Below are 21,080 nucleotides of genomic sequence, written 5' to 3' on the forward strand. Positions count from 1 at the left end.
AGCTCAGCTACAGCTGAATTGTCACATCGAAGAGCGACGTAGGTGGATCGCCGTGCTTGTGGTTTCGTCATCTGCCTCAACCGGTAGAGGTGACTGGTGGCGGCGTGGGGATTGCTGCCTTCGAGGAGTTCCCCGCAAAGCTCGGGGACCATGGGAGGGTACTGATGTGGGTAGGCCGCGTCGATCTGGACGGTGCAGCCGTCGGGCGGGTAGCCGAAGCGGTTGGGCTTTTCGAAGCCATCCTGCCCGCATGGTTGTAGACGCCATGACGCCAGAGGCCGCTTGCCTTGGCGATCAGGTCGACGGTTTTGATGCCGGCTGGACCCCTCGGCATCAGTTCGCAGGATTGGACTGATGGATGATGTCGGGGATCGGTATCCCGTCCTTGCGGAGGTTTCCGGGGAAGCAGGGTGAGATGACGGCGAGTGACGGCGGGTATTCCGGCGGGTAAGCGGCTTGAATCAGGAGGCTGTACCCGTCGGGCGGGTAGCCGAACTGGTTGGGCTTCTCGAAGCCGTTGCGTTCCATGACCGACAGCCCCCAGCTCCGCCACAAGTCACCTGTCTTCGAAATAAGGTCAGCGGGCGCTAGACCTGCGGGACCGATGACGTAGGTGGTGACGGTGTAGTCGGTGGGGCCGGACCCGGGGCCTTGGTAGTCGTCGTCGCAGGACAGATTGGAGCCGCCTCCGGCTTGGGTCGTGTCCAAGGTGGTCCCCGGGGGAAGCCCGTCGACCGTCTTCTGCAGGTACTGCAGCACGGTGTCGTGCGCTTCTTGTTGGCTGGCAGGAATTTTCGGTGCCGAGGGGGTCGGGGTGGGCTCCATGGGGCCTCCTGGGATCGGGGTAACCCCTGACGCGTTCGACGGTCCGGGTTGTTGATTCGATTCCGCTGGGGAGCACGCAGCCATCAGCAGCGCTGTGAGGGCGAGGGCGGCAAGGGTCCGGGATGTCGTCATGGCCATCACGGGGTGAACGTCGGTGGTGTGACGTCGGTGCGTCCGGCGATGATGCGTCCCATGTTGGTCAACGCGGGGTTGTCCTGGTCCCAGTAACTGCTGTGTGCATCAACCGAGGGTAGGCCCAGGGGCCCGGCGGGCCCGGGCGCGGCTTCGAAGGGGATGCCACCGAAGTTCGCCGACATCGGATCGGGTCCGAGGGACGCGTAGGTGGCGACACCGATGACGTCGTTGAAGGCGCGAGTGGAGTACACGTGCGCGCCCGGGTCGAGGTTCAGGTCGCTGGCGTGCCCGGCGAGCATCCCGGGGCTGCCGAGGTTGATGACGTTGTTGGCGTCGAGGTGGTGGCCGTCCAGGCCAGCGGCTCCGACGAGGGTGGAGCCGTAGCTGTGGCCGATCACGGTGTTCTGTGACGGGCCTCCGTGGCCCAGGTCGTCGTGAGAGGCGCGCAGTCCAGATTGGAAGCTGTCGAGAGCAGCTGCCCCGTTGCGGGCGTAGTCCGTGGATGGGGCATCTGTCACGACGTTCATCGGTCGGTCGTACCCCATCCAGGTGGTCACCGACACGTCTCCAGGTTGGAGTGTGCGGTCCGCCCTCAGCGTGGCCTGGTACATCGCTTCGGACTTCTCGGTGCTGTATTGCAGGCGGGACAGATCCTGACCCGTGCCCGGTACGTAGGTCGCGTTGTGCTCGGCGGTGTCTGGATTGCCGATCGACACCGCTGCGTGGCCCTTGTCGTCGATCTCACCGAGTAGCCGAGGCTGGGTGTCCAGCAACTTGCCGTTGCTGTCCTGTGGAGGTTCGAGCGCGTTTTCGACTTGGTGATAGCCCTCGAGGGTGCGGTTGGCGGCGTCCCACTTCGACTTCCAGTCCGCGTAGGTTGACCCGTTGGGAGGGCGCGTGGGGCTGCCGTTTGCCCACCCGGGGTGTTCCGCGCGGAGTCGGTCGACCTCGGCTTGGGCTGATTGGGTGAGTTCGGGCAGGTGCTGGCGGTTGTACTTGTCGCGGTCGGTGAAGGGCATGCCGTCGTGGTTGCCGATGCTGTGGTCTTGGTCGTACATCCAGTCCTTTTCTTCCGTGGAGAGCTTGTCCCAGAAGTCGTTGAACTGTTGAGGGTCAGTCGGAGGATTTGTCAGCTGTGCCCGCACATCTGGGCGGTCCTCGGCTGGCCCGGTCGCATCGTTGCCCGCCATGGTGATGGCGCGGGCCAGATCGGCGTCGGCGGCATTCGCCTCGGTGAGCACCTTCCCGATGCGCGTGACGAGGTCTTGTTCTTCGATGAAGTACACCGGGTCGGTCTTGGCCCGCTGGTGATCCAGAGGGGTCACCGTGCCCGTGGCGGGGTCGATGCTGAAGCCCTCGCTGCGGGCGTCACGGTAGATGCCCTGCAGCTTGTCCTTGACGGCTTGAACCTCGTCGGCCGACTTGCTAGTCGCCGACGCAATGGCGGCCATCTCGTCGGCGTGAGCCGCCAAGTGACCGCTCAACTTCTCCAGAGCGGCGCGGGCGGCGTCACCACCAGTGCCCTGCCATGTAGCGATCATCGGCAGCTTCGACAAGCCGGTTTTCACCTCGTCGGCGCTGGCTCCGCGCTTGCCGAGCGCCCGGGACACGTCTTGGACTGCGGAGGCGTCCCAGCGCTCTATGTCGGCGAGAGTGATCGGCATCAGAGCTGGCGGTCGAGCGCCTCGGCCGCGTGCGAGTCGTTCTGGGCGTAGCCGTCGGCGGCGGCTTTGTAGGCGTCGCGGTGGGCGGCGATGTCGCCGCAGAGCTTGGTCGTGGTGGCCTGCCACTCGGTGATCTTCGACTGCAGCGCCGCCGCTGATGCACCGACCCAGCCAGCCTGAGCGCCCTCGATCTCACCGTCGGCCGCAGTGTGCGCAGCAGTTAGGTCAGCGTGGTGAACGTCCATGTGGTCAGACGACATGTGCAAATCAATTGGATCAACCTCCAGAGACTTGCTCATGTAACCGCGCCCCCTTGGTAAGCCGCCGGCCGCTCGTACCCGACCCCCGTCGGGGGTGATTCAAGGATACGAGCGCTCGGCCCAGAAGGATTGCACCAATCTGACTCCACCCCCGTCGGGGGATCGAGAAGCGGCGACTTGGAGACCGAACCCCCGCCGGGGGTACTTGCCTAGCGCCCGTGTCTTGCCGGACCCGTGCCGCGAGTCCACCCCTTGGGGCATGATTGGCTTCGCGATGGGCGCGTCGCTGACAGCGGATGTCGCGTCAGTGGTGTGATCTTGGAAGGCACGTGTCACCATGCCTTCATGGCTATTCGGGTTCGCTTTGCTGGCGCGGTGGGTGTTGGCGTTTTCTGGCTTGTGGCAGCGGTGAGTCCGGCGATTGCGACCGCGGACGAACGTTGCACGAACCAAATCGACTATGCCGGTGACCCCAGGTCGAACGCCGAGATCAACTCAATTGGTGCGACAACCGGCCATTGCCCCGCCCCGCTCGTTGGCAACTCCGGCGCGTCCAACGCCATTCCAGGCATCACTGTCGGCGTCGTGACCGGGCAACCGTGCAGTAATACCGAGGCCTTCATCTTTGGGCTGAGCCCGACTGGCCAGCCGATGGCCTGCGGACATGCGCTCAACGGTGGGGGCCTGTGGGGGCCTGCTATAGCTCTGGTTGGAGTTCGGCCTGTCAGCTCGCCATGTACCGAATCTGGCCTTGCGGCGCAGTCGCCGGAGGGGCTTCCACTCGTGTGTGGTGACGGCCGTTGGGTGGTCAACGCCGCCTGAGCCCCACGTCTGAGCTGACGGGGCTCACGCACACGGGCCACCGAAGGTCAACGCATCGAGGGGTCGAGGGCTCATCCCGCTCCGCCGTCATGGCGGGTCGCGCCCGTACCAGTCAGGACGGGGGCTGCTCTTCAAGAAGTCGGCCGACGGGCACCTCAAGCGCCGCGGCGAGGTCGAAGAGCCGTTCGTACAGCAATCCCCGCTTGCCCTGCTCGACATCAATGAGCACGTTCCGCGTCACGCCCGAGCGTAGGGCCAACGCCTCCTGGGTTACGCCGCGGTCCACTCGCAGCGCGCGGATTCTTCCTCCGACTTCCCGACGTCGACGTTCCCACTCGGCAACACGGTCAGGATCGTTCTGACTCGGTCGCGTGGGCACGTGTCCCAGTAGTCGGATGAGAGCCGCTCGTGTCTGCCCTACTAGTAGTGCTATACCTACGAGAGGCGAAGTCCTGCAAGGCTGGGCGGCTCGCTATACGACTCCTGGCTGCCCTGGAAGGGGGTTTCGTGGCAACATGCCAGAACGGGCATAGATCCCCGGAACACCAGCAATTCTGCGGCGAGTGCGGTCTGGCGCTCCCCGGGCAAGTGGCGACCTGCCAGAACGGGCACTCGAACCCTGCGAACGACCAGTTCTGCGCAGAATGCGGAGCGTCGATGCGCGAAGTCCGTCGCCCGTCTGAGGACGTACAGACGAACGTGATCCTTGAACCGCGCTGCGCGAAGACAGGTGCACCTGGTGGTCTACGTGAGGGTCCCGCAGCAACACGACAACCATCGTCTCTGGGAGATCGTTCGCGAATTGCAGCACGCTCCGCGACTGCGGGACCTGGAGGCGGGGCATCGCGTCCACCAACACGCCGCACTTCGCCGCGATGGTTGCTGATCTCGGGCGCTGCAGCGCTGGTGCTCGCTGTTGGGGCCACCGCCGCCGTTGTCATTGCCCGTCGAGATCAGTCATCGCGAGCGCTCGGCGAACAAGACGGACGGACGGGCGAAGCGAAGACTCCGCCAGGCGGGCACGAATCGCAACCCTGGGCGACCACTCCGCCCAGCCTCGCACCCTCACCATCGGCAACTCCACCCGGTGACGTCGGGTTCGAATTTCAGTCCCCGTCGGGCAACATCGCCTGCCGCATGAGTCCGACGGGGGCAGCATGCGACATACGCACCTACCACTACCTGGTGCCTCCAGAACCCAACCCCATCGGTTGTCAGCTGTACGGCGACCGACTCCAGCTCGACGCCGGCGGCCCCGGCTCATTGGCGTGCCACGCGGACAGCCTCCTGGCGCAGCCGTTGCGCACCCAGGCATACGACAGGCCGGTCTCCTTGGGCCAGATCACTTGCGAGATCAGCGAGCAGGCTGGGGTGACGTGCCGAGACACTGTGACAAGTCACTTCTTTCGGCTCTCCCAGCAGTCCTATGACGTCGCCTGACCCTCCGGTGCCCCCCGGGCGCTGCGGCACGCGTTTACACCCGAAAGGCTGGACCGCCATGAAGACCTGCCCGAACGGCCACCAGAACCCCGCCCACTACCGGTTCTGTGGGGATTGCGGCACCTTGCTTGTGGTTCCTGCAGTGCAGACCGCATCACGGTTGTCCTTGTGGCTTCGCGAGAATCGCGGCGGCAGAATCGCGTTGCTTGGCTCGGTGGCAACCATCGTGCTGGTGCTGCTTGGGGTCGGGATCGTCGTCTTCAACCGCCCGGAATCGTTAGTGGCTGGTCCCGGTCCTCAACCCCTCACCGCAGCAGGAGACGTCGTCCGGGGAACCTTCAACGATTGGGTCGCCGCCGTGTGCCCCTCAGGACAAGCAACCGTCGGGCATCAATTAGGGCCGAAGGCGATTCAAGGCGGGATCTGTACGCCGGCCAGTGGCATGCCCATCGCGCGCTCGACAGCAGTCCTGTACGACTTCTTCAACTCGCCATACGACCGGCAGTGGGTGTTGTCTCGCGCGGGGGGTGTCACGTATTGGGCATCGACGACCGACGTCGACACCGGCGCACTGGTGACGTTCTGGACGAGGTGGACGGACGCAGAGGTCGTGAAGCCATTGGAAGCGTTCGGCTTCGAAATCCAACGCGGTCCGTTTCCTCGGTGATGAACGCATTCCTGATGCATTAGGTGGCGCTCCATGCCTTAACTCCGCCGACTTCCTATGGCTGATCAAGCGCAGCGTGCCCCCTGGCAGTTTGCTTCGTTTGCTCCTCGCGAGATGGCCATGAGTGGAAGTCAAGGGTTTTCCCTGATTCGCGACCTGGAGTTTCCTGTCATCCTCCTCGCGAGAACCCGACTTCGGTGTCGGGTCGCATGAGGGTGGGTTTCGTGGGGTCTTCTAAGTACATCGGTCGGGTCGGGGCGTTGGCGGTCGCACTGGGGATTGGGACCGCGTTGGTGACCACTCCGGGGATCGCGTGGGCGGATGAGAACGCTTCCTCCAACGCCGACGGTCCCTCGCAAGACACCTCCGGCGGTGATGCGCCGGGCACGACCAATGATGTGAACCCGCCGAGCACGACCCACGGTCAGGACACCGGGAACCACGACACCCCGCCCCCGACGACGGGGGCCACGACCACCACGACTACGCAGGGGTCCACCACGATCACCACCGTGGGCGGAAACGGTCCGACGGTCACTGTCGGTGGCTCCACCAACACCGGCACCATCGGCACCCACGACGACGCCCCTACCCAGTCGTCGGCCACCACTGCGGGAGTGCCGGGGGAGACGATCTCCACCACCACCGGGGCGGCCACGACCATCGCGAGCACCCCGCAGATGACCCCCACCGCGACCGCGACCGCGACCGCGCAGCAAGTCACTCCGACGGCGGTGGTGACAACGCTTAGACCGTCGGGTTCGGCTGCGTCGGCGGAGACCGTGCTCGCATTGAGGACCCCGGCTACCGGCACGGTGGCGCTGGCCGAGGTCACCGTCACGCCCCGGCCGTTAGTCGCCCGCCTGGCGCCGACCGACACAAACACCGTCGGCGACACCACCACGACACTAAGGTCGGCCCTCGAGGCTCCCGCGTTGCCGGTACCAACGGTGACCCCACCGACGCCGTTAGAGACCGTGCTGGCAGTTCCCGGCACCATCGTCTCTACGTTGCTCAACCTGTTCACTCAAGCCTTGGCCCCGTTGATCGGTCCGGGTGCACCAGCCGACAATCCCGTCCTGTGGGGGGTGTTGGCATTCGTCCGTCGCCAGTTCGACATGACTACAAATACGTTGACCGCCGCCTCGGTGTCGACCAGCCAGCGCCTCGACACGGCGTTGGCCACAGCCGCGACGGCGAACCAGCCGCCAACGGTCGTTGCCGCAACCCTTGGCACACCTGACCCGACGACCGGTGCAGTGAGCGGGCATCTCAACGCCACCGACCCCGAAAACAGAAAGCTGTCCTACACCGTAGCCACTGCCCCATCGACAGGGGTGTTGACGCTGAACAAGACGACCGGTGCATTCACCTACACGCCGACTGCGTCGCAGCGGGTGCTGGCAGGGCTGGCGGGAGGCACCGCAGCAGCGTCGTTCGCCGTGACCGTCTCCGACGGCACGAACAAACCCGCCGCCACCGTCACCGTGCCGATCAGTCCGACGACGGTGACCGGACTCGGATCGGTGGCAGCCGGTGACGGAACGAGCGGCCTCGCGGCCACCAACACCCGCGCCTACGTCACCAACTACGACGCCGGAACCCTCACCGTCATCGACACCATCCACCGGACCGTGGTCGCGACCATCGACGTCGACAACCTGCCGAGCGGGGTCACGGTCACCCCTGATGGCAGCAAGGTTTACGTCACCAGCCAGGACACCAACACCGTCTCGGTGATCAACGGCGCGACCAACACCGTCACCGCCCAAATACACTTGGGGGCCGCGACCCCGCAGGCAATTGCCACCAGTCGTGACGGCAAGACCCTTTACGTCACCACCACCACCTACACCCCAGATCCGGACTTCCCCGACACGATCTTCCCGACGAGCACCATCACGAAGATCTCGACGACCACCAACAAGGTCTCCGGCACCATCAAGAACGTCGGCCTCGTTCCCTACGGCCTGACCGTCAGCCCCGACGGCAAGAAGGTTTACGTCGTCTCCGAGGTGTTCTCCGATGACGGCACCTACCAGACCGGGGCGTTCGTGTTCGCGTCCGGTGCGAGTACGGCCACCGCCATCAACGGTGTGGGACATCGGCCCCAGTCGGTCACGATTAGCCCCGACGGCAAGAGCGCCTACATCGCTGACCGGGACAGCGGCACCATCAGCATCGTCGAGACATCCAAGTACACAGTCACCCACACCATTTCGACTGCACCGGACAGCGTCGACGCCGTCGCCGTCAATCGCGACGGGTCGCTCCTGATCGTCCTCAATGCCGCCACCCACAACGTGGACGTCTACACCACCACCGGCACGTATGCGCTGCTGACCAGCGTGCCCACCACCGCGACCACCGACCTGAACTTCCCCCAAGCCGTTCTGTCCACCGATGGTCAGCAGCTCTACTACACCAGTGACGCTGCCCTGCAAGTCATCTCGCTGGTACCGGCGAACACCTTCCCCATCGCGGGTGCCCCGGTGCTCAACCCCCCGACCGCGACCGGTGTGGTCAGCGGATCAGTCCCCGTCACCGACCCCGATCAGGACACGCTGACCTACCGCGCCTCAGCCCCTGGCAAGGGCAGTGTGGTCGTCAACCCAGACGGCACCTTCACCTACACCCCGACCGCCGCTGCGCGCCACGCCGCTGCCACGGTCGGAGCTTCAGCGGCACTCACGACAGATACCTTCACCCTTACCGCCGACGACGGACGACGCGGCATCATCACCGTTCCCGTCACGGTGAACATTCTGCCCGCCAACACCGCACCGACCGCGAAAGCATCTGTAGGAAGTCCGAACTTTAAAACCGGGATCGTCACCGGCAGCGTGACTGGCGCCGACAAAGACAAAGACGCCCTCACCTACACCAGCACCGCACCCGCCAAGGGAACCGTCACCATCGACGCCAAGGGGAAGTTCACCTACACGCCCACCGCATCGGCCCGTCAAGCCGCCGCAGCACCCGCCGCAGCTGCCGTTGACAAGGCCGATGCATTCACCATCAACGTCGATGACGGGCACGGCGGAATCTTCGCCAGTGCTGTCACGGTGAAGATCAGCCCGTTGAGCACTGCCCAATTCAATCTGATCGCTGTCGAATCGGGGTTTGCCGCGATCAACGCCACCACCAGCCCCGCGCCCGTCGTAGCGGCTCCGCAGGCAGCGTTGGCCGCAGCTCAATCCACCGCAAGCACGAACCCCACCGTGGCTGCCACCATTCCGACTATGCCTGCCCCAGAAGGTGTGGCAATCAGCCCGGACGGGAGCCGCGTCTACGTGGCGCACTCAAGCCACAACGGCGCGGTAACCGTCATTGACACCGCCACCAACACCGTAACAGCCACAATTCCGGTCGGCGACGGTCCCATCGGCGTGGCCATTAGTCCGAACGGCAGCCGCCTTTACGTCAGCAACACGGTAGACGGCACAGTATCGGTGATCAACACCGCCACCAACACAGTCATAGGCAAGGCCATCGCAGTCGGCAGCAAGCCGTTCATCATGGCGGTGAGCCCGAACGGCAGCCGCGTCTATGTCACCAACACCGGAGACGGCACAGTATCGGTGATCAACACCGCCACCAACACCGTCATAGGCAACCCTATCTTCGTGGGCAGCGATCTGTATCACGTTGCAATCAGCCCGAACGGCAGCCGGCTTTACGTCAGCAGACTTGAGACCAACGCGGTGTCAGTGATTGACACTTCCACCAACACCGTCATCGGCAACCCAATCCCCGTGGGGAAGCGGCCTTTCGACGTGGCGGTCAGCCCGGACGGCAGTCGGGTCTACGTCACTAACGGCAACGACGGCACGGTGTCGGTGATCGACACCGCCACCAATACCGTCACCGGCAGCCCAATCTTCATCAATAACAACGGTGTCTATGGGCTTGGCGTGAGCCCGAACGGTAGTCGCATCTATGTCACCACCTACGCCGGCCGCGGCACCGTCTCGGTGGTCGACACTGCCACCAACACCGTCATCGGGAGTCCGCTCCCCGTTGGGAGCTTCTCCCGATTCGTCACGGTCAGTCCGAATGGCAGCCGTGCCTACGTCACCAACGTGTACGGCAATTCGGTATCGGTGATCGACACTGGCCAGCAGGCACTCGGACCGGGCGGCAAAATGCTGGCGACGGTCTACGGTAAGGTCCAGAATCCGATCCGGAAACAGCAGTCGGAGTCGGTTACGACGGCTCTGCAAAATCGACTGAGCCTCACGGCATCGCAACTCTTCGAGGGCATGGATCCCAATGTCTCTGACAAGGTGACGGTGCAGCTGGTGCGCAGCATCGACGGCAAGTCGTACCGGATGATGGTGTACATGACGGGAATCGATCCCGGTAACCCCTTCTCCGTCGCCGATGCGGCCTACGGGAACACCGGGTTGCTCAACAGGTCGGTCAGCGACTTCATCGACAACGCCTACGACAAGTGGAGTGCCAAGAAGAAAATCCAAGGCATCACGCTCGTCGGATTCAGCGACGGCGGCCAGCAGATGCAGAACTACGCGGGCACCGGCGCACACGCCGGGCTCGTCAACAACCTTGTGCTCTACGGCGCACCGCTGATCAAGACGACGAAGGACATCAAGGGCAAGTCGTCGCTGGCCTTCGCGAGCGGGGACGATCTCGTCGTCACCGGCGGCAGCCACCACGACGCGTTCGATTCCTACAACGCCAGCGGATCCGACAAGTACGCGATCTACGCCACCAACGGTCCGCACAACCAGCAGACCTATAAGGACGCGGCGAAGGACTTCGACGACACCTTCAAGTACGCGTCAACCGAGTACGTTCAAATCGCTAAAGCCTGGCAGCCGTTCAAGGGAACAGTCGTGGATTCCGGATCGTTCCGGACCCACTACATCGGGCCCCTGGGAATTCCTCTGTAGGTGATTTGTAATGACGGCGCTCGTAAATACGCAGTTCTGCCAGCGGGAGTGCTCACCTGCGTGTCTGTCAATGAGGGCGGGTCTCCTTTGATGCCGGTGGTCTCTGACCACGCATCAGCCATCCAAAGGAGGCCCGCGTTCTCTTACTCCCATCGGAGGACGACGTGGAAAGTCACGACGGAGTCCAGATCCACAAGCTACAGGCCGGGTCGTTCTTCCCGTTGCCGTCTCGAAACAGAGCACATACGAGACACTCCCGGAAGTGCTCGTTCGCAGCATGTTTCGTGAGGTCGATGTGTCTCAAAAGTCCGTCTCAGGAATCAGTGTCTCGTATCGGGCGTTGAACCTGTTGTGAGACAGGGGGTTCAGCCATGGCCGCACAACAGACCGGCGCTCGCGTGGGGTACACGCGGGTCAGCACAGTCGCCCAGACACTCGAACAGCAAAACTCTGCGCTGACTGCAGCTGGAGTTACGAAGACCTTCTCCGACGTCATGTCAGGGGCACGTGACGACAGGCCAGGACTGGCTGCGCTGCTCGAGTACGTCCGCGATGGCGACACCGTAGTCGTGTGGAAGCTCGACCGACTGGGACGCAACACATTACACATCCTGGAGACGGTGAAGTCGCTGACAGACCGTGGGGTCACCTTGATCTCGACAACCGACGGCATCGACTCGTCAACGGCTGCCGGCCGCATGGTGATTGCAGTCCTGGCGAGCATGGCTGAGTTCGAGCGCGAGCTGATCAAAGAGCGGACAGCCCTGAAACGAGTTGCATCCCAGGCCAACGGGACTCGGTTCGGACGGCCCAGAAAAGTCGTGGAGGAAACTCACGTCGCCACAGCCAGGCGGATGAAGAACGATGGCCACACAGCGAGGGACATCGCCAAGTATCTCGGCGTCAGCCGTGCCACGCTCTACCGGTATCTGTCAGTGGACAACGCGGCATGAGTGTTGTTGGCCCGCAGTACGACTCGGTGCAGCCAAGACCCGTCAATGGCCATGCCTGAGCGAACAATGACGTCTGCCGTCGCAGGTTGACCGTCGTGGCCGATGGAAGAATTCACCTACACCTACACCGGCACCAACGCGAGCAGCTGTTGGATGTGCCACTGGCGCCGACGCCCCGAGGTTGCGCCGGGCGACGGTGCGGGCTGAGTTGCGCGGGGTGGCTCGCGAGTGGGATGGCGGGATCGACGAGGCTGGCTAGGAGGCGTGAGGACGATGCAGCGTGGCTGCGCCATAACCTCGCAGCTGCGCTCTAGCCAGAGGGCAGGCCCAGCTTGTCGAAGAAGGCGCGGTTCCGCTCAGTGGCTGCGTTGACCAGCCCGTCGAAGCTCATCACCTCGATGTACGCCCTAGCGGCATTGTTGTAGCCGAAGTAGCCGAGACCGTCGTGGGTGGGCCGCAAGTCTGAGATCTCGCACCGCTCGATCATCTTCTTCGTGAGGTCGGCGATGATGTAGCAGAACGCCGGCGGGTCCTGAGTCGGCGGGATCGGCCTCCCCGCGGCGGTCAGCACTCCTCCTGCGCGGATCCTCTTCACGTAGTCGAGGCACTGCTGGATCGGGTTCTTGTCCTCGGTGGCGTCCGTGCGCATCGGCCGCTTGATTTCGACCACGACTATCGACGGCAGCGGCAGCTTCTGCCCCTCGGCCGCGAGCACAGGCGAGTCGACGAGCCGCGTCGCGAGGATGTCGGGCTCCTTGGTCGATTCGGAGCCCGTAATCGGCATGCTTCTCAGCGTCTTGTCGGAGGCGAGGTAGTCGTGGAACGCGAGCCTCTCGTCGATGATCCACAGGTTCGACCCATCGGAGGCGACATCGTTGGACTCCGTGCGCATTGGGACGATCAGCGAGTGGATCGCGTCCTCTCGGCTGTACTTCCCCTCCTTATCAGCGCGGATCAGCCGCCCAAGCAGGTCCAGCACCATGCGGCGGCGCGAGACATATGCCGCGAGGTCTGACTGGTTGATCTCGCTGACGGTGGCGAGGTAGGCCGCGAGACGCTCGGCGTAGTCCTCCGCCGGCTCCGAGTCTGCCTCCGCGAAGATCTCCTGCCCCTGAACGAACGCCTCGGACTCAATCTTCTGCAGGTGCCGGTGGAGTTGGAGTTCGAGCTCCTGGTCCTTGACCGATGGATCGACCGTGATGCCGCGCTGCTCGATCGTTGCGAGCACCGGCCGATACCGCGGAGCGCGCTTGGTTACGAAGTCGTGGACCCTCTGCTTTCCCTGCTCGCGCGCCAACTCGAGCGGGCCCTTCAAGATCTCACCGATCTTTTCGACGACGGCATCACGGATATCGTCCAGCGAGAGGTCGTCGACGAGCGGTTCTCCTGCGATGTAGTCGGCGATGTCGAAGGCCGTCCGATCAGACCGGACGCGTTCATCCAGGAAGTCCGAGGTCAGATAGCAGGCGTAGACGAACTCACCGGAGGCCTCGTCTTTGAGCTTGCCGTGGAGCCCGGGCAACTTCCCGTTCAGGTTCTCCTCGACGACGACGCGGCTTGCCGCGCACCAGTGGAGGCGGGGGACAGAGTTCCGCGTAGTCGCCTTCAGCCGGAGGTTCAGCATGTCGAACTTCTGCCCCTTGACCTCGATCGTCGACGACGACATCGCCGAGTCGACGAACTCGTCCACAAGGCTGGCCAGCGAGACTGACTCGTCGTCATCCGCGATCATCACCACGGGCGCACCACCGGGGCGGAGGAAGTACCAGATGCAGTGTTCGAAGACGTCGCGCGCAATGGCGTCGACGCCCTTCGGCGCGTTTTGTTGGAACGACTTCTTGAAGCCGTCGAGGCTGACGACTGCGCCCGGGCGCACGAACCTGTCAGCGTCTCCGTTGTGCTCAACTTCGTGCTCGACCGAGAACTTGAACTGCCGCCCCCGGAGTTCGCCTTGCTCGTCCGTGTACGCGCTCCGCACCGACACCCTGTCGAATGCCTTGAGCCAAAGAAGCCGGCCTACGCCGCGGCAGCCGAGGTCCGATTTGTAGTCGCTGTCGAGTGTCTCGAAGGAGCACATATTCTGCGGCGTGAATCCCACGCCGTCATCGGTGATGGTGAAGCCGACGATTGGCTTCATGGGCGCTCGCCCAGGACCTGCGGAGCCGAAGTCCAGCTCCGCCTGGGCGTCGCGGTGCACCCTCACTTCGATCCGGCCGGGTGATTCCGGGTCCCCGGGCCGCGCATCGATCGCCTGAATGCTGTTCACGATGGCCTCGAGGAGCGGCAAGAGTGCGTGGCTCTTCGGCAGGCTTGTGTTCCGGACACGGCCTGCCAGTGATGTGGTCAGAGCCATAGTGCCCCCTACTTCGATCCGACCCTGGGAGACTAGCGCCCCGCACCGTCACCGACGGCCCCGTCTCCGGTCCGTCGCTCTGGCGATCGGCCGCCCGATACCCCCCCGGTGGGATCGATGGGCCTTACCGCTCGATCACCTGGCGGTACGCAAGCTTGAGCAGCGACACCCCGCCGCGCATGTCGGACCCGACCCTTAAGCTGCCGGCAAAAGACGGAGTGTCCAGGTAGCGGCCCACGCACCGCGGACTAGCCTTCGCAGTAGACGCGCAGATCAGAGGAACGGAGGTGCGCATGGAGTATTCAGCAGCGGCGACCGTCGTTGCCCTGATGCGCGACCTGCCGAAGACCGTCAAGCTCACCGAATTGGGCGACTTGCTGCTGGAGGCCGAGTCCGCACAGCAGCTGTGGGACGAGCTCATGGGCGCCACGCTGATTCCCGTTCCGGGCTTGGGTCCCGACCGAGACGCCGCCGCACACGATATCGAGCAGTGGGATGCGCGCGGCTGGCGAACTCTCACCGTTCTGGACGAGGACTACCCGGACCGCGTGTGTGCCGCAAGGCGGCCACCGGCGCTGCTGATGGCCGAGGGCACTCTTGCTGACGACGACTACGCGGTAGCGATCGTCGGCTCCCGAAAGGCGGCTCCCGCCGCTCTCGACTTCGCGAGGAACGTAGCCCGCGGCCTTGTCGAACACGAGGTCACCGTGGTGTCGGGTCTCGCTGCGGGAATCGACACTGCCGCGATGACCGCAGCTCTTGACCTGGGCGGGCGTGTAGTCGGCGTTATCGGCACCGGCCTCGACATCGCGTACCCAGTGCCAAATGCGGAACTCCAAGCGACTGTCGCCGAGCGGGGATTGCTGCTCACTCAGTTCCTGCCCGGATTCCGGGGTTCGAAGTGGGCCTTCCCGGCCCGGAACAAGACGATGAGCGCCTACTCCGGCGTGACCGTGATCGCGGCGGCCACCGAGAACTCGGGCACGCGTCACCAGGCGCTGGAAGCCGTCTCGCACGGTCGACGGTTGGTGCTGCACCGCGACGTCGCCGAGGGCACCACATGGGGAAGAGAGCTGCGCGACCGCCCCGACGTTTTCATCGCCGGCACCGCGGACGAGGCGATCGACCAGCTGGAACGGATCGCTGACGCGGATCAGTCGGTCCGCGCGCATCTCAGCCCCGTCGCCGCCGGCACCGCCTGGTGACCGACTACCTCGCCGAGTCACGCATCCGCGACGGTCTCAGCCGCGTCTCCTACTTCCGCAACATCGCAGGCCCGGGCACGGGTATCTGCCGGGTCTGCCGACAGCCGTCGCCCACCGACACGTGCGGGGACTGCCAGTACATCCACCAAGCCCTCGACGGCATGACCTGCGACCACACGTTCTTCCTGTCGTACATCGACGGGCACAACCCGCAGGAGTACACGCAGAGTGCGAAGACCATGCGCCAGTACAAGGCGCATCAGGCGCCCAAGCGTCTCGTCAACGACGTGCACCTGCTCACCAACAACATGACGTGGATTCACGACGAGTGCATCCGCGAGGCCGAAGGCGGCGCCGAGTGGGACGTGTTGACCTTCGTCCCGTCGCGGACCAAACGCACAGAAATTCACCCGGTCAGCAGCATCGCGCTCAATGTCGCGCGCATCGTCGGAGACGATGCGGAGCGGGGCGGATCAGGGCGGATCAAGCGCTGGCAGATGGCTGTCGGCCCAGCTGACGACCCCCGTAACCCTAATGCTGACCGCTTCGCCGCGTCCGTCGCGTCGTTCGGCGGCGCCCGGGTCCTGTTGGTTGACGACACCTGGACCGGAGGCACCTCGATCCAGTCGGCGGCAGCTGCTCTCAAGGATGCCGGCGCTGTCAGTGTCACCGGGCTCTGCGTCGCGCGGTGGTTGAGCTGGAACTGGTCATCGCACGTCCCGCTGCTCGAAAAGGTGACCGCGCAGCCGTACGACCCGTTCAGGTGCATCGCGTTCGACCGAACCTGCGGGCCGCCGGAGCCGTGGTAGCCGCCACCGTTTCTCCGGTTAAGCCCGGGGGCCGGATCTCGGCTTCCACTTCCAGCCTGGCAGACCGACCAACCGCTTCCCGCGATCTTCACTCAGCTGTCCCCTGGCGTAGCTTTGCCGCTGGGTCGTGACCCACGAACCGAGCCTGAATCCAATGTCGGTCGCGTAACTCTGGGGCGGGCAGGCGTGCCCACTCTCCTCGACGTACCGCTGGAGCTGCAGGTAGCCCTCTTCCCACCAGGCTTCGCGGACCGACACAGCCCAGCCAGGCAACGCGGCGAGCCGCTGCCTTCGATCGTCGCTTAGCTTGCTCCAGCTGGACCGCTGAACACCCACCCATTGGCCCAGTTTGAATCCGCGGAAGTTGTACTCGGCCGGTACCAAGGCGGTGCCGCTCTCCCCGGCATAAGCGGTGAGGTGCTCGAAGCCCTCCTCCCACAGGGTCGCTTTGGTATTGAGTGTCCAGCCGGGGAGCTGCCCCAAGCGTCGCCGGCGGTCGTCGTCGAGCGTGGCCCAGTTCTGCCGCTGTGTGTTGACCCAGATCCCGAGCTTGAAGCCGTTGATCACGCAGCGACTCGGCGGCTGCGCTGAGCCGTGTTCCTCCGCGTACTCCGAAAGGTGGCGGAACCCGTCCTCCCAGAATGCCGTTCGGCTGTCCAATGTCCATCCCGGAAGTTGCTCCAGTCGTCGCCGGCGTTCGTCACCCATTGACGCCCAGGTGGACTTCTGATTCGCCACCCACACCCCGAGGTTGGTGCCATCTGAAGAGACATACTGCTGAGGGACGCGGGCGTCGCCATGTTCGGCCACGTACTCCTCAAGTCGGCGGAACCAGTCTTCCCACCAGTTTCCTCGCGCATCCAGTGTCCAGCCCGGAAGCTGTGCCAGCCGCTGTTTCCGGTCTTCGGTGAGCTTGTCCCAGATGCGCCGCTGGACGCTGACCCACTTTCCCAATCGGTACCCGTCTTCGGCGACGTAGGACTGCAAAACTTGTGCGCTCCCAGTCGTTTTCACGTACCCGACGAGGTGCTCGTAGCCCGAGTACCACTTGTCGTCGAGCATGTTGAGCGTCCAACCTGGCAGGGCTTGAAGGCGTTGCCGTCGCTCTTCGGTGAGCTGGTCCCAGGTGCGTCGTTGGCGACGGATCCACGACTCCGCGTCAATGCCGTCGACCAGCAGTCCGCGGGGAGGGTTCGCGTGGCCGTTCTCCGCCGCGTAGCGAGCGAGCGCGGTGAGCGACGTGTCCCACAGCGCTGAGCGGGCGTCGAGGGTCCAGCCGGGAATGCTTTGTAGCCGGTTTTGGCGGTCAGCGGGCAGGGTCGTCCACTTCGTGCGCTGTTTCCCGACCCATTTTCCGAGCCGGTACCCGTCTTCGTAGACGTGGTCGTCGCGAACACTCGCGGTGCCGTGCGCGGCGACGTACTCCCGGAGGTGCCGTATTCCCTCTTCCCATTGGTCCGCTTTCGGATCCCAGCTCCATCCGGGCAGAGCGTGTAGGAGCTCCTGCCGTGTTTCGCTCAGTCGGCCCTTGGAGCGCTGGAGCCGCTGCGTCGTGACCCACGTGCCGAGCTGATCACCGTCATCAGTGATATGTGCCTGAAGCACCAGTGCAGTCCCGTGCTCGTCCACGTAGCGCTGCAGAAGCCCGAACCAGAACTCCCACGGCGGACTGGTTTTCTCCACCAGGCGAGTGTCGAAGGCGCGGGCGAACTCCGCCCCGACGTGGACTGGCACGTCGAGGTGGATCTTGTCCGGCAGCCGCGGCGCTGCTCCACCGTGTCGCCCCATCTCGCGGCGCAGCGTGTCGATCTGCTGCGCCAGGTCATCGTCGTGTGCCCGCAGCGCCTTGATCACGTCCCATACGGGCTCGAACACGGAATCTGCCAGCGCCTGTTCAGGATCCGCGTCGGTGTCTACAAATACTGGGATGACGATGGTGCCGACCGCCTTGTCATCGGCTTTCCGGATCGCTCTACCGACGGCCTGCACGATGTCGACCTCCGAGCGCCGCGGGTCGATGAACGCGACGCCGTCGAGCGCGGGCACGTCTACCCCCTCAGCGAGGCACCGCGCGTTGGCGAGCAACCCTCGTTCGCCGTCGTCGAGACGGCGCAGGTGTTGCAGAAGGAGGTGGCGTTCGCCGGCCGTCATTGCACCGGACGCGTACCGGGACCACAGGCCGCCGATGGGCCGTTGATCGGCAGGCATCCAGCCGATCACCGCCGGCATCTCCGCCGAGAACTCCTGCGCGCGGGCCACGTGGGAGTGGAAGCTGATGACACGCCGCAGGTGGTACTTCCGCATCGCCTTCGCCAGACCGATCTGCCCCGCGAGAGATCGGGCGTCGGTGGTCGCTGTTCCGTCGCGAGTGACTAGGGTGCCCTTGTCCGCGTAGGCGCGATACGTGGCGTCGTCGATGCCGACGACCACCACCTGGTAGTCGGTGAGCAGGTCGCGGCGGATGGCTTCGCTGAACCCGAGGCGGTGGAACACCTTGCCGAACTTGGTTTCGTCGTCCATCGACGCGACTTCGAGGTCCTCGTCGACCGCGGCTTTGATGACCCGACCGGTGAAGTACCGCGGTGTGGCGGTCATGAACAACCGCCGGTTCGCCTTGATCCGGCCGCCGTCGAGTATGGCCGCGAAGTTTGAGGACTGCGGCCCTGCGCAGCGGTGCGCCTCGTCGGCGACGGCAAGGTCGAATTCCGGCACCTGGCCCGACTCGAACGCGTCGGCGATCCGCTGTGACGACTGATACGTGCAGAACACCACGCGGGGACCGGACGGCTTGCGGAGGAAGGCGGCGATCTCACCAGGGTCAGTGGTGACGGGCAGGCCAAGCTCGCTGACGTGCTCCACCGGGATGTCCTCGGTCCTCGACACCGTCTCGTCGGAGCACACCGGTAGCGCTTCGACCCCCTGTCGGCCCTGTGTCTGCCACACCCTCATCGTCTGCTTGAGCAGCGACAACGACGGGACTAGGACCAGGGTGCGTTGCGCGTGGAGTTCCTCGGCGATGAACTGCGCAGTGAGTGTCTTGCCGGTGCCGCACGCCATGATCATCTGACCGCGGTCGGCAGACCCGAAGCCGGTGACCACGGCGTTGATCGCTTCGCGCTGATAGCCGCGGGGCTTAGCGGGTTTCGAGGGCGGTGAGGGCCGAAGCTGCCCCGGGTTGGCTGGCCAGGCCACATCGGCGGTGAGTAGGTCGCTGAGTCCGACGAGCCCGACCGGCTTTTCCTGCGCGTCGATCGTGCGGCGGCCGTTGGGACTGAGCCTGTCAGTGGTCGCGATCAGCAGCCGGTAGGAGAACACGGCGCGGGCGGACTCCGACAGGAACGTGTCCGCGTCGGCCTTGGTGACGGCGTAGTGCGGGTCGTAGGCCTTCGCCTGGATCGCCCATAGCCGCCCCGCCTGGTCCTCGGCGACCAGGTCTATGCCGGCGTCTGCGCTCCACCGGCCGGGCCAGTCGTCCCATAGCCAGACCCGCCGCAACGTGGCCTTGTACGTCGGGTCGTTGCTCAGAAACCACTTGCAGACATGCTCGAACTGCTTCCCTCGAACTCTCGGGTCGAGATCAAGGCGAGCGAACAGACCAAGAAAATCCCCCATGACGTGGAGGGTAAGTCAGACAGCCGACAACGATCCAAGCCTTGCTCGGTCTGCGCAGCCAATGGACGACAACGCCACGCAAGTCATAATCGACACGATGACGGTCGGGTCGTACGCGGAGGTCGAGCTCCAAGACGCGAGTGACACGTGGCGCACCGGCGCAGTGTTCCTGTTGCGGAAGGTTGCGAGGGCGTCAGGCTCAGTTTCACTGAATGGTTGGGTCACGACGGTGGTTCGGGGTCAGAAGGCAGTCATCTCCTGCGGGCCATCGGCAGCGGGAGAGTTCGACGGTGCTTACACCGAAGCGCTGAACGCCGCCAACCAGGGCCTGGATTACCTATCGGTCACCGGACAGGCAGACTGCGCGATTCGCGATGCACCCGACGACTGCATTGTCTGGTGGCTAGACGCCGCTCTCGGCGGGGTGGTTATGCGGTGTCGGGCAGTCCAATCGTTGGGGGTGGTATTTAGTGCGACAGCAGAGGTGAGAGACGCGAACGGCAACCTCAGGCCCTCGCCACCGCCACCGACTCCATTGGCCGACGACGCCTTCAGGTTCGTCCGGATGTCGCGAAGCTCGGACGACCTGTTCGACGCCTATCGCAACCTGTTCCTGGCCTTCGAATCACTGCTAAGCGACATTCGCCCTAGGAAGCGCGTTCCGATACCGCAACCGAGGCTTCGATGGTGCCTGATCAGAAAACCAGACACCGCCGTCAACATGAAGTGGGAGACCGAGCACGACTGGTTCATGGCGTCGCTTGATCAGGCAGACGTTCTTGTGTCACTCGACGGCCTCACACCGCCGGGGGTGACGAATCACAAGAAGTGGATCTACCGATGGATGTACGGGGCCGAGCGGTCGGCACTCATGCATGCGAAGCGAGGCCAGAACTACTTACTTCCCCACGGTGCAACCGATAGGGCCGCCTTGATCGAATCGCTCGGTCGGCTCTCGGATTACGTCTCGCACCTGATCGAGAAGCACCTACACGTTCGACGTATGTCGAGTTACCTATCGAGCTATGCAGTCGAACAGATGGCCAAGGCCGTTCTTCCGCAGTTTCCATTAGTGGTCTCAGACGACGACGGTCCGGTAAATCCGGAGGCCGAGAATCTGATCAGCCCGCATGCCACAGTGGTTCGGCTGCACTCGGCAACCCCCAGGGTCGATGCTGAGGACCCGCAGCTGTGGAGGATCGTTGCCCACGGCGATGCAGCCGACCTCGCCGCGCTGCCCACGATCCGGCGATTCGGGCAGATGCGACCGGACGGCACCGGAACGTGCGAAGTGCTTTCCGAGCTTGTCGGACCGCTCGTCCTAGGCGGCACAGTGGTTCGGCTGGAAATCGAGCGTGGACTGCGCCACGTCAACCCAACAGGCCCGCCGCGGCAGTTCTCGTCCTGAAACGCCTTAACAGT

14 protein-coding genes are annotated in these 21,080 nt (G+C 64.4%); 7 read left to right on the top strand and 7 right to left on the bottom strand.

What is annotated here, in order from left to right; all coding sequences use genetic code 11:
• Window positions 1–333: 333 nt before the first annotated feature.
• The 4 genes from ASD37_RS26100 to ASD37_RS26115 form a co-directional block, all read right to left on the bottom strand.
• Window positions 334–825 carry a hypothetical protein gene (locus ASD37_RS26100; RefSeq protein WP_235568559.1) on the bottom strand — a complete coding sequence of 164 codons (492 nt, stop codon included), beginning with the start codon at window positions 823–825 and terminating at the stop codon, window positions 334–336.
• 137 nt (window positions 826–962) lie between these two features.
• On the bottom strand, window positions 963–2,624 hold the full coding sequence (locus tag ASD37_RS26105; RefSeq protein WP_056558611.1) for an alpha/beta hydrolase: 1,662 nt from the start codon (window positions 2,622–2,624) through the stop codon (window positions 963–965).
• A complete protein-coding gene (locus ASD37_RS26110; RefSeq protein WP_082570433.1) occupies window positions 2,624–2,923 on the bottom strand; it encodes a WXG100 family type VII secretion target in 300 nt (99 codons plus the stop codon). Before ASD37_RS26110 ends, ASD37_RS26105 begins: the two co-directional genes overlap by 1 nt.
• 895 nt (window positions 2,924–3,818) lie before the next feature.
• Window positions 3,819–4,085 (bottom strand): helix-turn-helix domain-containing protein, encoded by a 267-nt coding sequence (locus tag ASD37_RS26115; RefSeq protein ID WP_056558618.1) that lies wholly within the window; start codon window positions 4,083–4,085, stop codon window positions 3,819–3,821.
• A gap of 806 nt (window positions 4,086–4,891) precedes the next feature.
• Here ASD37_RS26115 and ASD37_RS26120 point away from each other — a divergent pair.
• Window positions 4,892–5,146 (top strand): hypothetical protein, encoded by a 255-nt coding sequence (locus ASD37_RS26120; protein WP_156721112.1) that lies wholly within the window; start codon window positions 4,892–4,894, stop codon window positions 5,144–5,146.
• Window positions 5,133–5,813, top strand: a complete 681-nt coding sequence (locus ASD37_RS26125) for a zinc ribbon domain-containing protein (protein ID WP_156721113.1) — start codon at window positions 5,133–5,135, stop codon at window positions 5,811–5,813. Before ASD37_RS26120 ends, ASD37_RS26125 begins: the two co-directional genes overlap by 14 nt.
• A 424-nt stretch (window positions 5,814–6,237) precedes the next feature.
• Here ASD37_RS26125 and ASD37_RS31695 read toward each other — a convergent pair whose 3' ends face one another.
• On the bottom strand, window positions 6,238–6,654 hold the full coding sequence (locus ASD37_RS31695; protein WP_156721114.1) for a hypothetical protein: 417 nt from the start codon (window positions 6,652–6,654) through the stop codon (window positions 6,238–6,240).
• Between ASD37_RS31695 and ASD37_RS26135 the strand changes: the two genes are divergently transcribed.
• Entirely contained in the window at window positions 6,629–10,726 is a 4,098-nt protein-coding gene (locus ASD37_RS26135; RefSeq protein ID WP_056558630.1) for a beta-propeller fold lactonase family protein, read from the top strand. The two genes, ASD37_RS31695 and ASD37_RS26135, sit on opposite strands and share 26 nt — an antisense overlap.
• Before the next feature lie 371 nt (window positions 10,727–11,097).
• Entirely contained in the window at window positions 11,098–11,679 is a 582-nt protein-coding gene (locus ASD37_RS26140; RefSeq protein WP_056558633.1) for a recombinase family protein, read from the top strand.
• Between the two features lie 310 nt (window positions 11,680–11,989).
• Here ASD37_RS26140 and ASD37_RS26145 read toward each other — a convergent pair whose 3' ends face one another.
• On the bottom strand, window positions 11,990–14,032 hold the full coding sequence (locus ASD37_RS26145; RefSeq protein WP_056558636.1) for an ATP-binding protein: 2,043 nt from the start codon (window positions 14,030–14,032) through the stop codon (window positions 11,990–11,992).
• 293 nt (window positions 14,033–14,325) lie between these two features.
• Here ASD37_RS26145 and ASD37_RS26150 point away from each other — a divergent pair, with 293 nt between their 5' ends.
• Both ASD37_RS26150 and ASD37_RS26155 read left to right on the top strand, forming a co-directional pair.
• Window positions 14,326–15,237, top strand: coding sequence for a DNA-processing protein DprA (locus ASD37_RS26150; protein ID WP_056558639.1), 912 nt, complete (start codon window positions 14,326–14,328; stop codon window positions 15,235–15,237).
• Entirely contained in the window at window positions 15,234–16,046 is an 813-nt protein-coding gene (locus ASD37_RS26155) for a hypothetical protein (RefSeq protein ID WP_056558641.1), read from the top strand. Before ASD37_RS26150 ends, ASD37_RS26155 begins: the two co-directional genes overlap by 4 nt.
• A gap of 18 nt (window positions 16,047–16,064) precedes the next feature.
• On the opposite strand, the gene ASD37_RS26160 is transcribed toward ASD37_RS26155, so the two are convergent.
• Window positions 16,065–19,658 carry a DEAD/DEAH box helicase gene (locus tag ASD37_RS26160; RefSeq protein WP_082570436.1) on the bottom strand — a complete coding sequence of 1,198 codons (3,594 nt, stop codon included), beginning with the start codon at window positions 19,656–19,658 and terminating at the stop codon, window positions 16,065–16,067.
• Between the two features lie 61 nt (window positions 19,659–19,719).
• On the opposite strand from ASD37_RS26160, the gene ASD37_RS26165 reads away from it, so the two are divergent.
• Complete coding sequence (locus tag ASD37_RS26165; protein WP_082570437.1) at window positions 19,720–21,066, top strand: hypothetical protein; 1,347 nt, start codon at window positions 19,720–19,722, stop codon at window positions 21,064–21,066.
• Window positions 21,067–21,080: the final 14 nt, after the last annotated feature.

Source organism: Mycobacterium sp. Root135, assembly GCF_001426545.1.
In the GTDB taxonomy this organism is placed as follows: domain Bacteria; phylum Actinomycetota; class Actinomycetes; order Mycobacteriales; family Mycobacteriaceae; genus Mycobacterium.

What these genes read in the sequence shown, in the direction of transcription:
- ASD37_RS26100 (WP_235568559.1), bottom strand. Translation starts at nt 825, where the DNA reads ATGGAGCCCACCCCGACCCCCTCGGCACCGAAAATTCCTGCCAGCCAA.
- ASD37_RS26105 (WP_056558611.1), bottom strand. Translation starts at nt 2,624, where the DNA reads ATGCCGATCACTCTCGCCGACATAGAGCGCTGGGACGCCTCCGCAGTC.
- ASD37_RS26110 (WP_082570433.1), bottom strand. Translation starts at nt 2,923, where the DNA reads ATGAGCAAGTCTCTGGAGGTTGATCCAATTGATTTGCACATGTCGTCT.
- ASD37_RS26125 (WP_156721113.1), top strand. Translation starts at nt 5,133, where the DNA reads ATGACGTCGCCTGACCCTCCGGTGCCCCCCGGGCGCTGCGGCACGCGT.
- ASD37_RS26140 (WP_056558633.1), top strand. Translation starts at nt 11,098, where the DNA reads ATGGCCGCACAACAGACCGGCGCTCGCGTGGGGTACACGCGGGTCAGC.
- ASD37_RS26145 (WP_056558636.1), bottom strand. Translation starts at nt 14,032, where the DNA reads ATGGCTCTGACCACATCACTGGCAGGCCGTGTCCGGAACACAAGCCTG.
- ASD37_RS26150 (WP_056558639.1), top strand. Translation starts at nt 14,326, where the DNA reads ATGGAGTATTCAGCAGCGGCGACCGTCGTTGCCCTGATGCGCGACCTG.
- ASD37_RS26160 (WP_082570436.1), bottom strand. Translation starts at nt 19,658, where the DNA reads ATGGGGGATTTTCTTGGTCTGTTCGCTCGCCTTGATCTCGACCCGAGA.
- ASD37_RS26165 (WP_082570437.1), top strand. Translation starts at nt 19,720, where the DNA reads ATGGACGACAACGCCACGCAAGTCATAATCGACACGATGACGGTCGGG.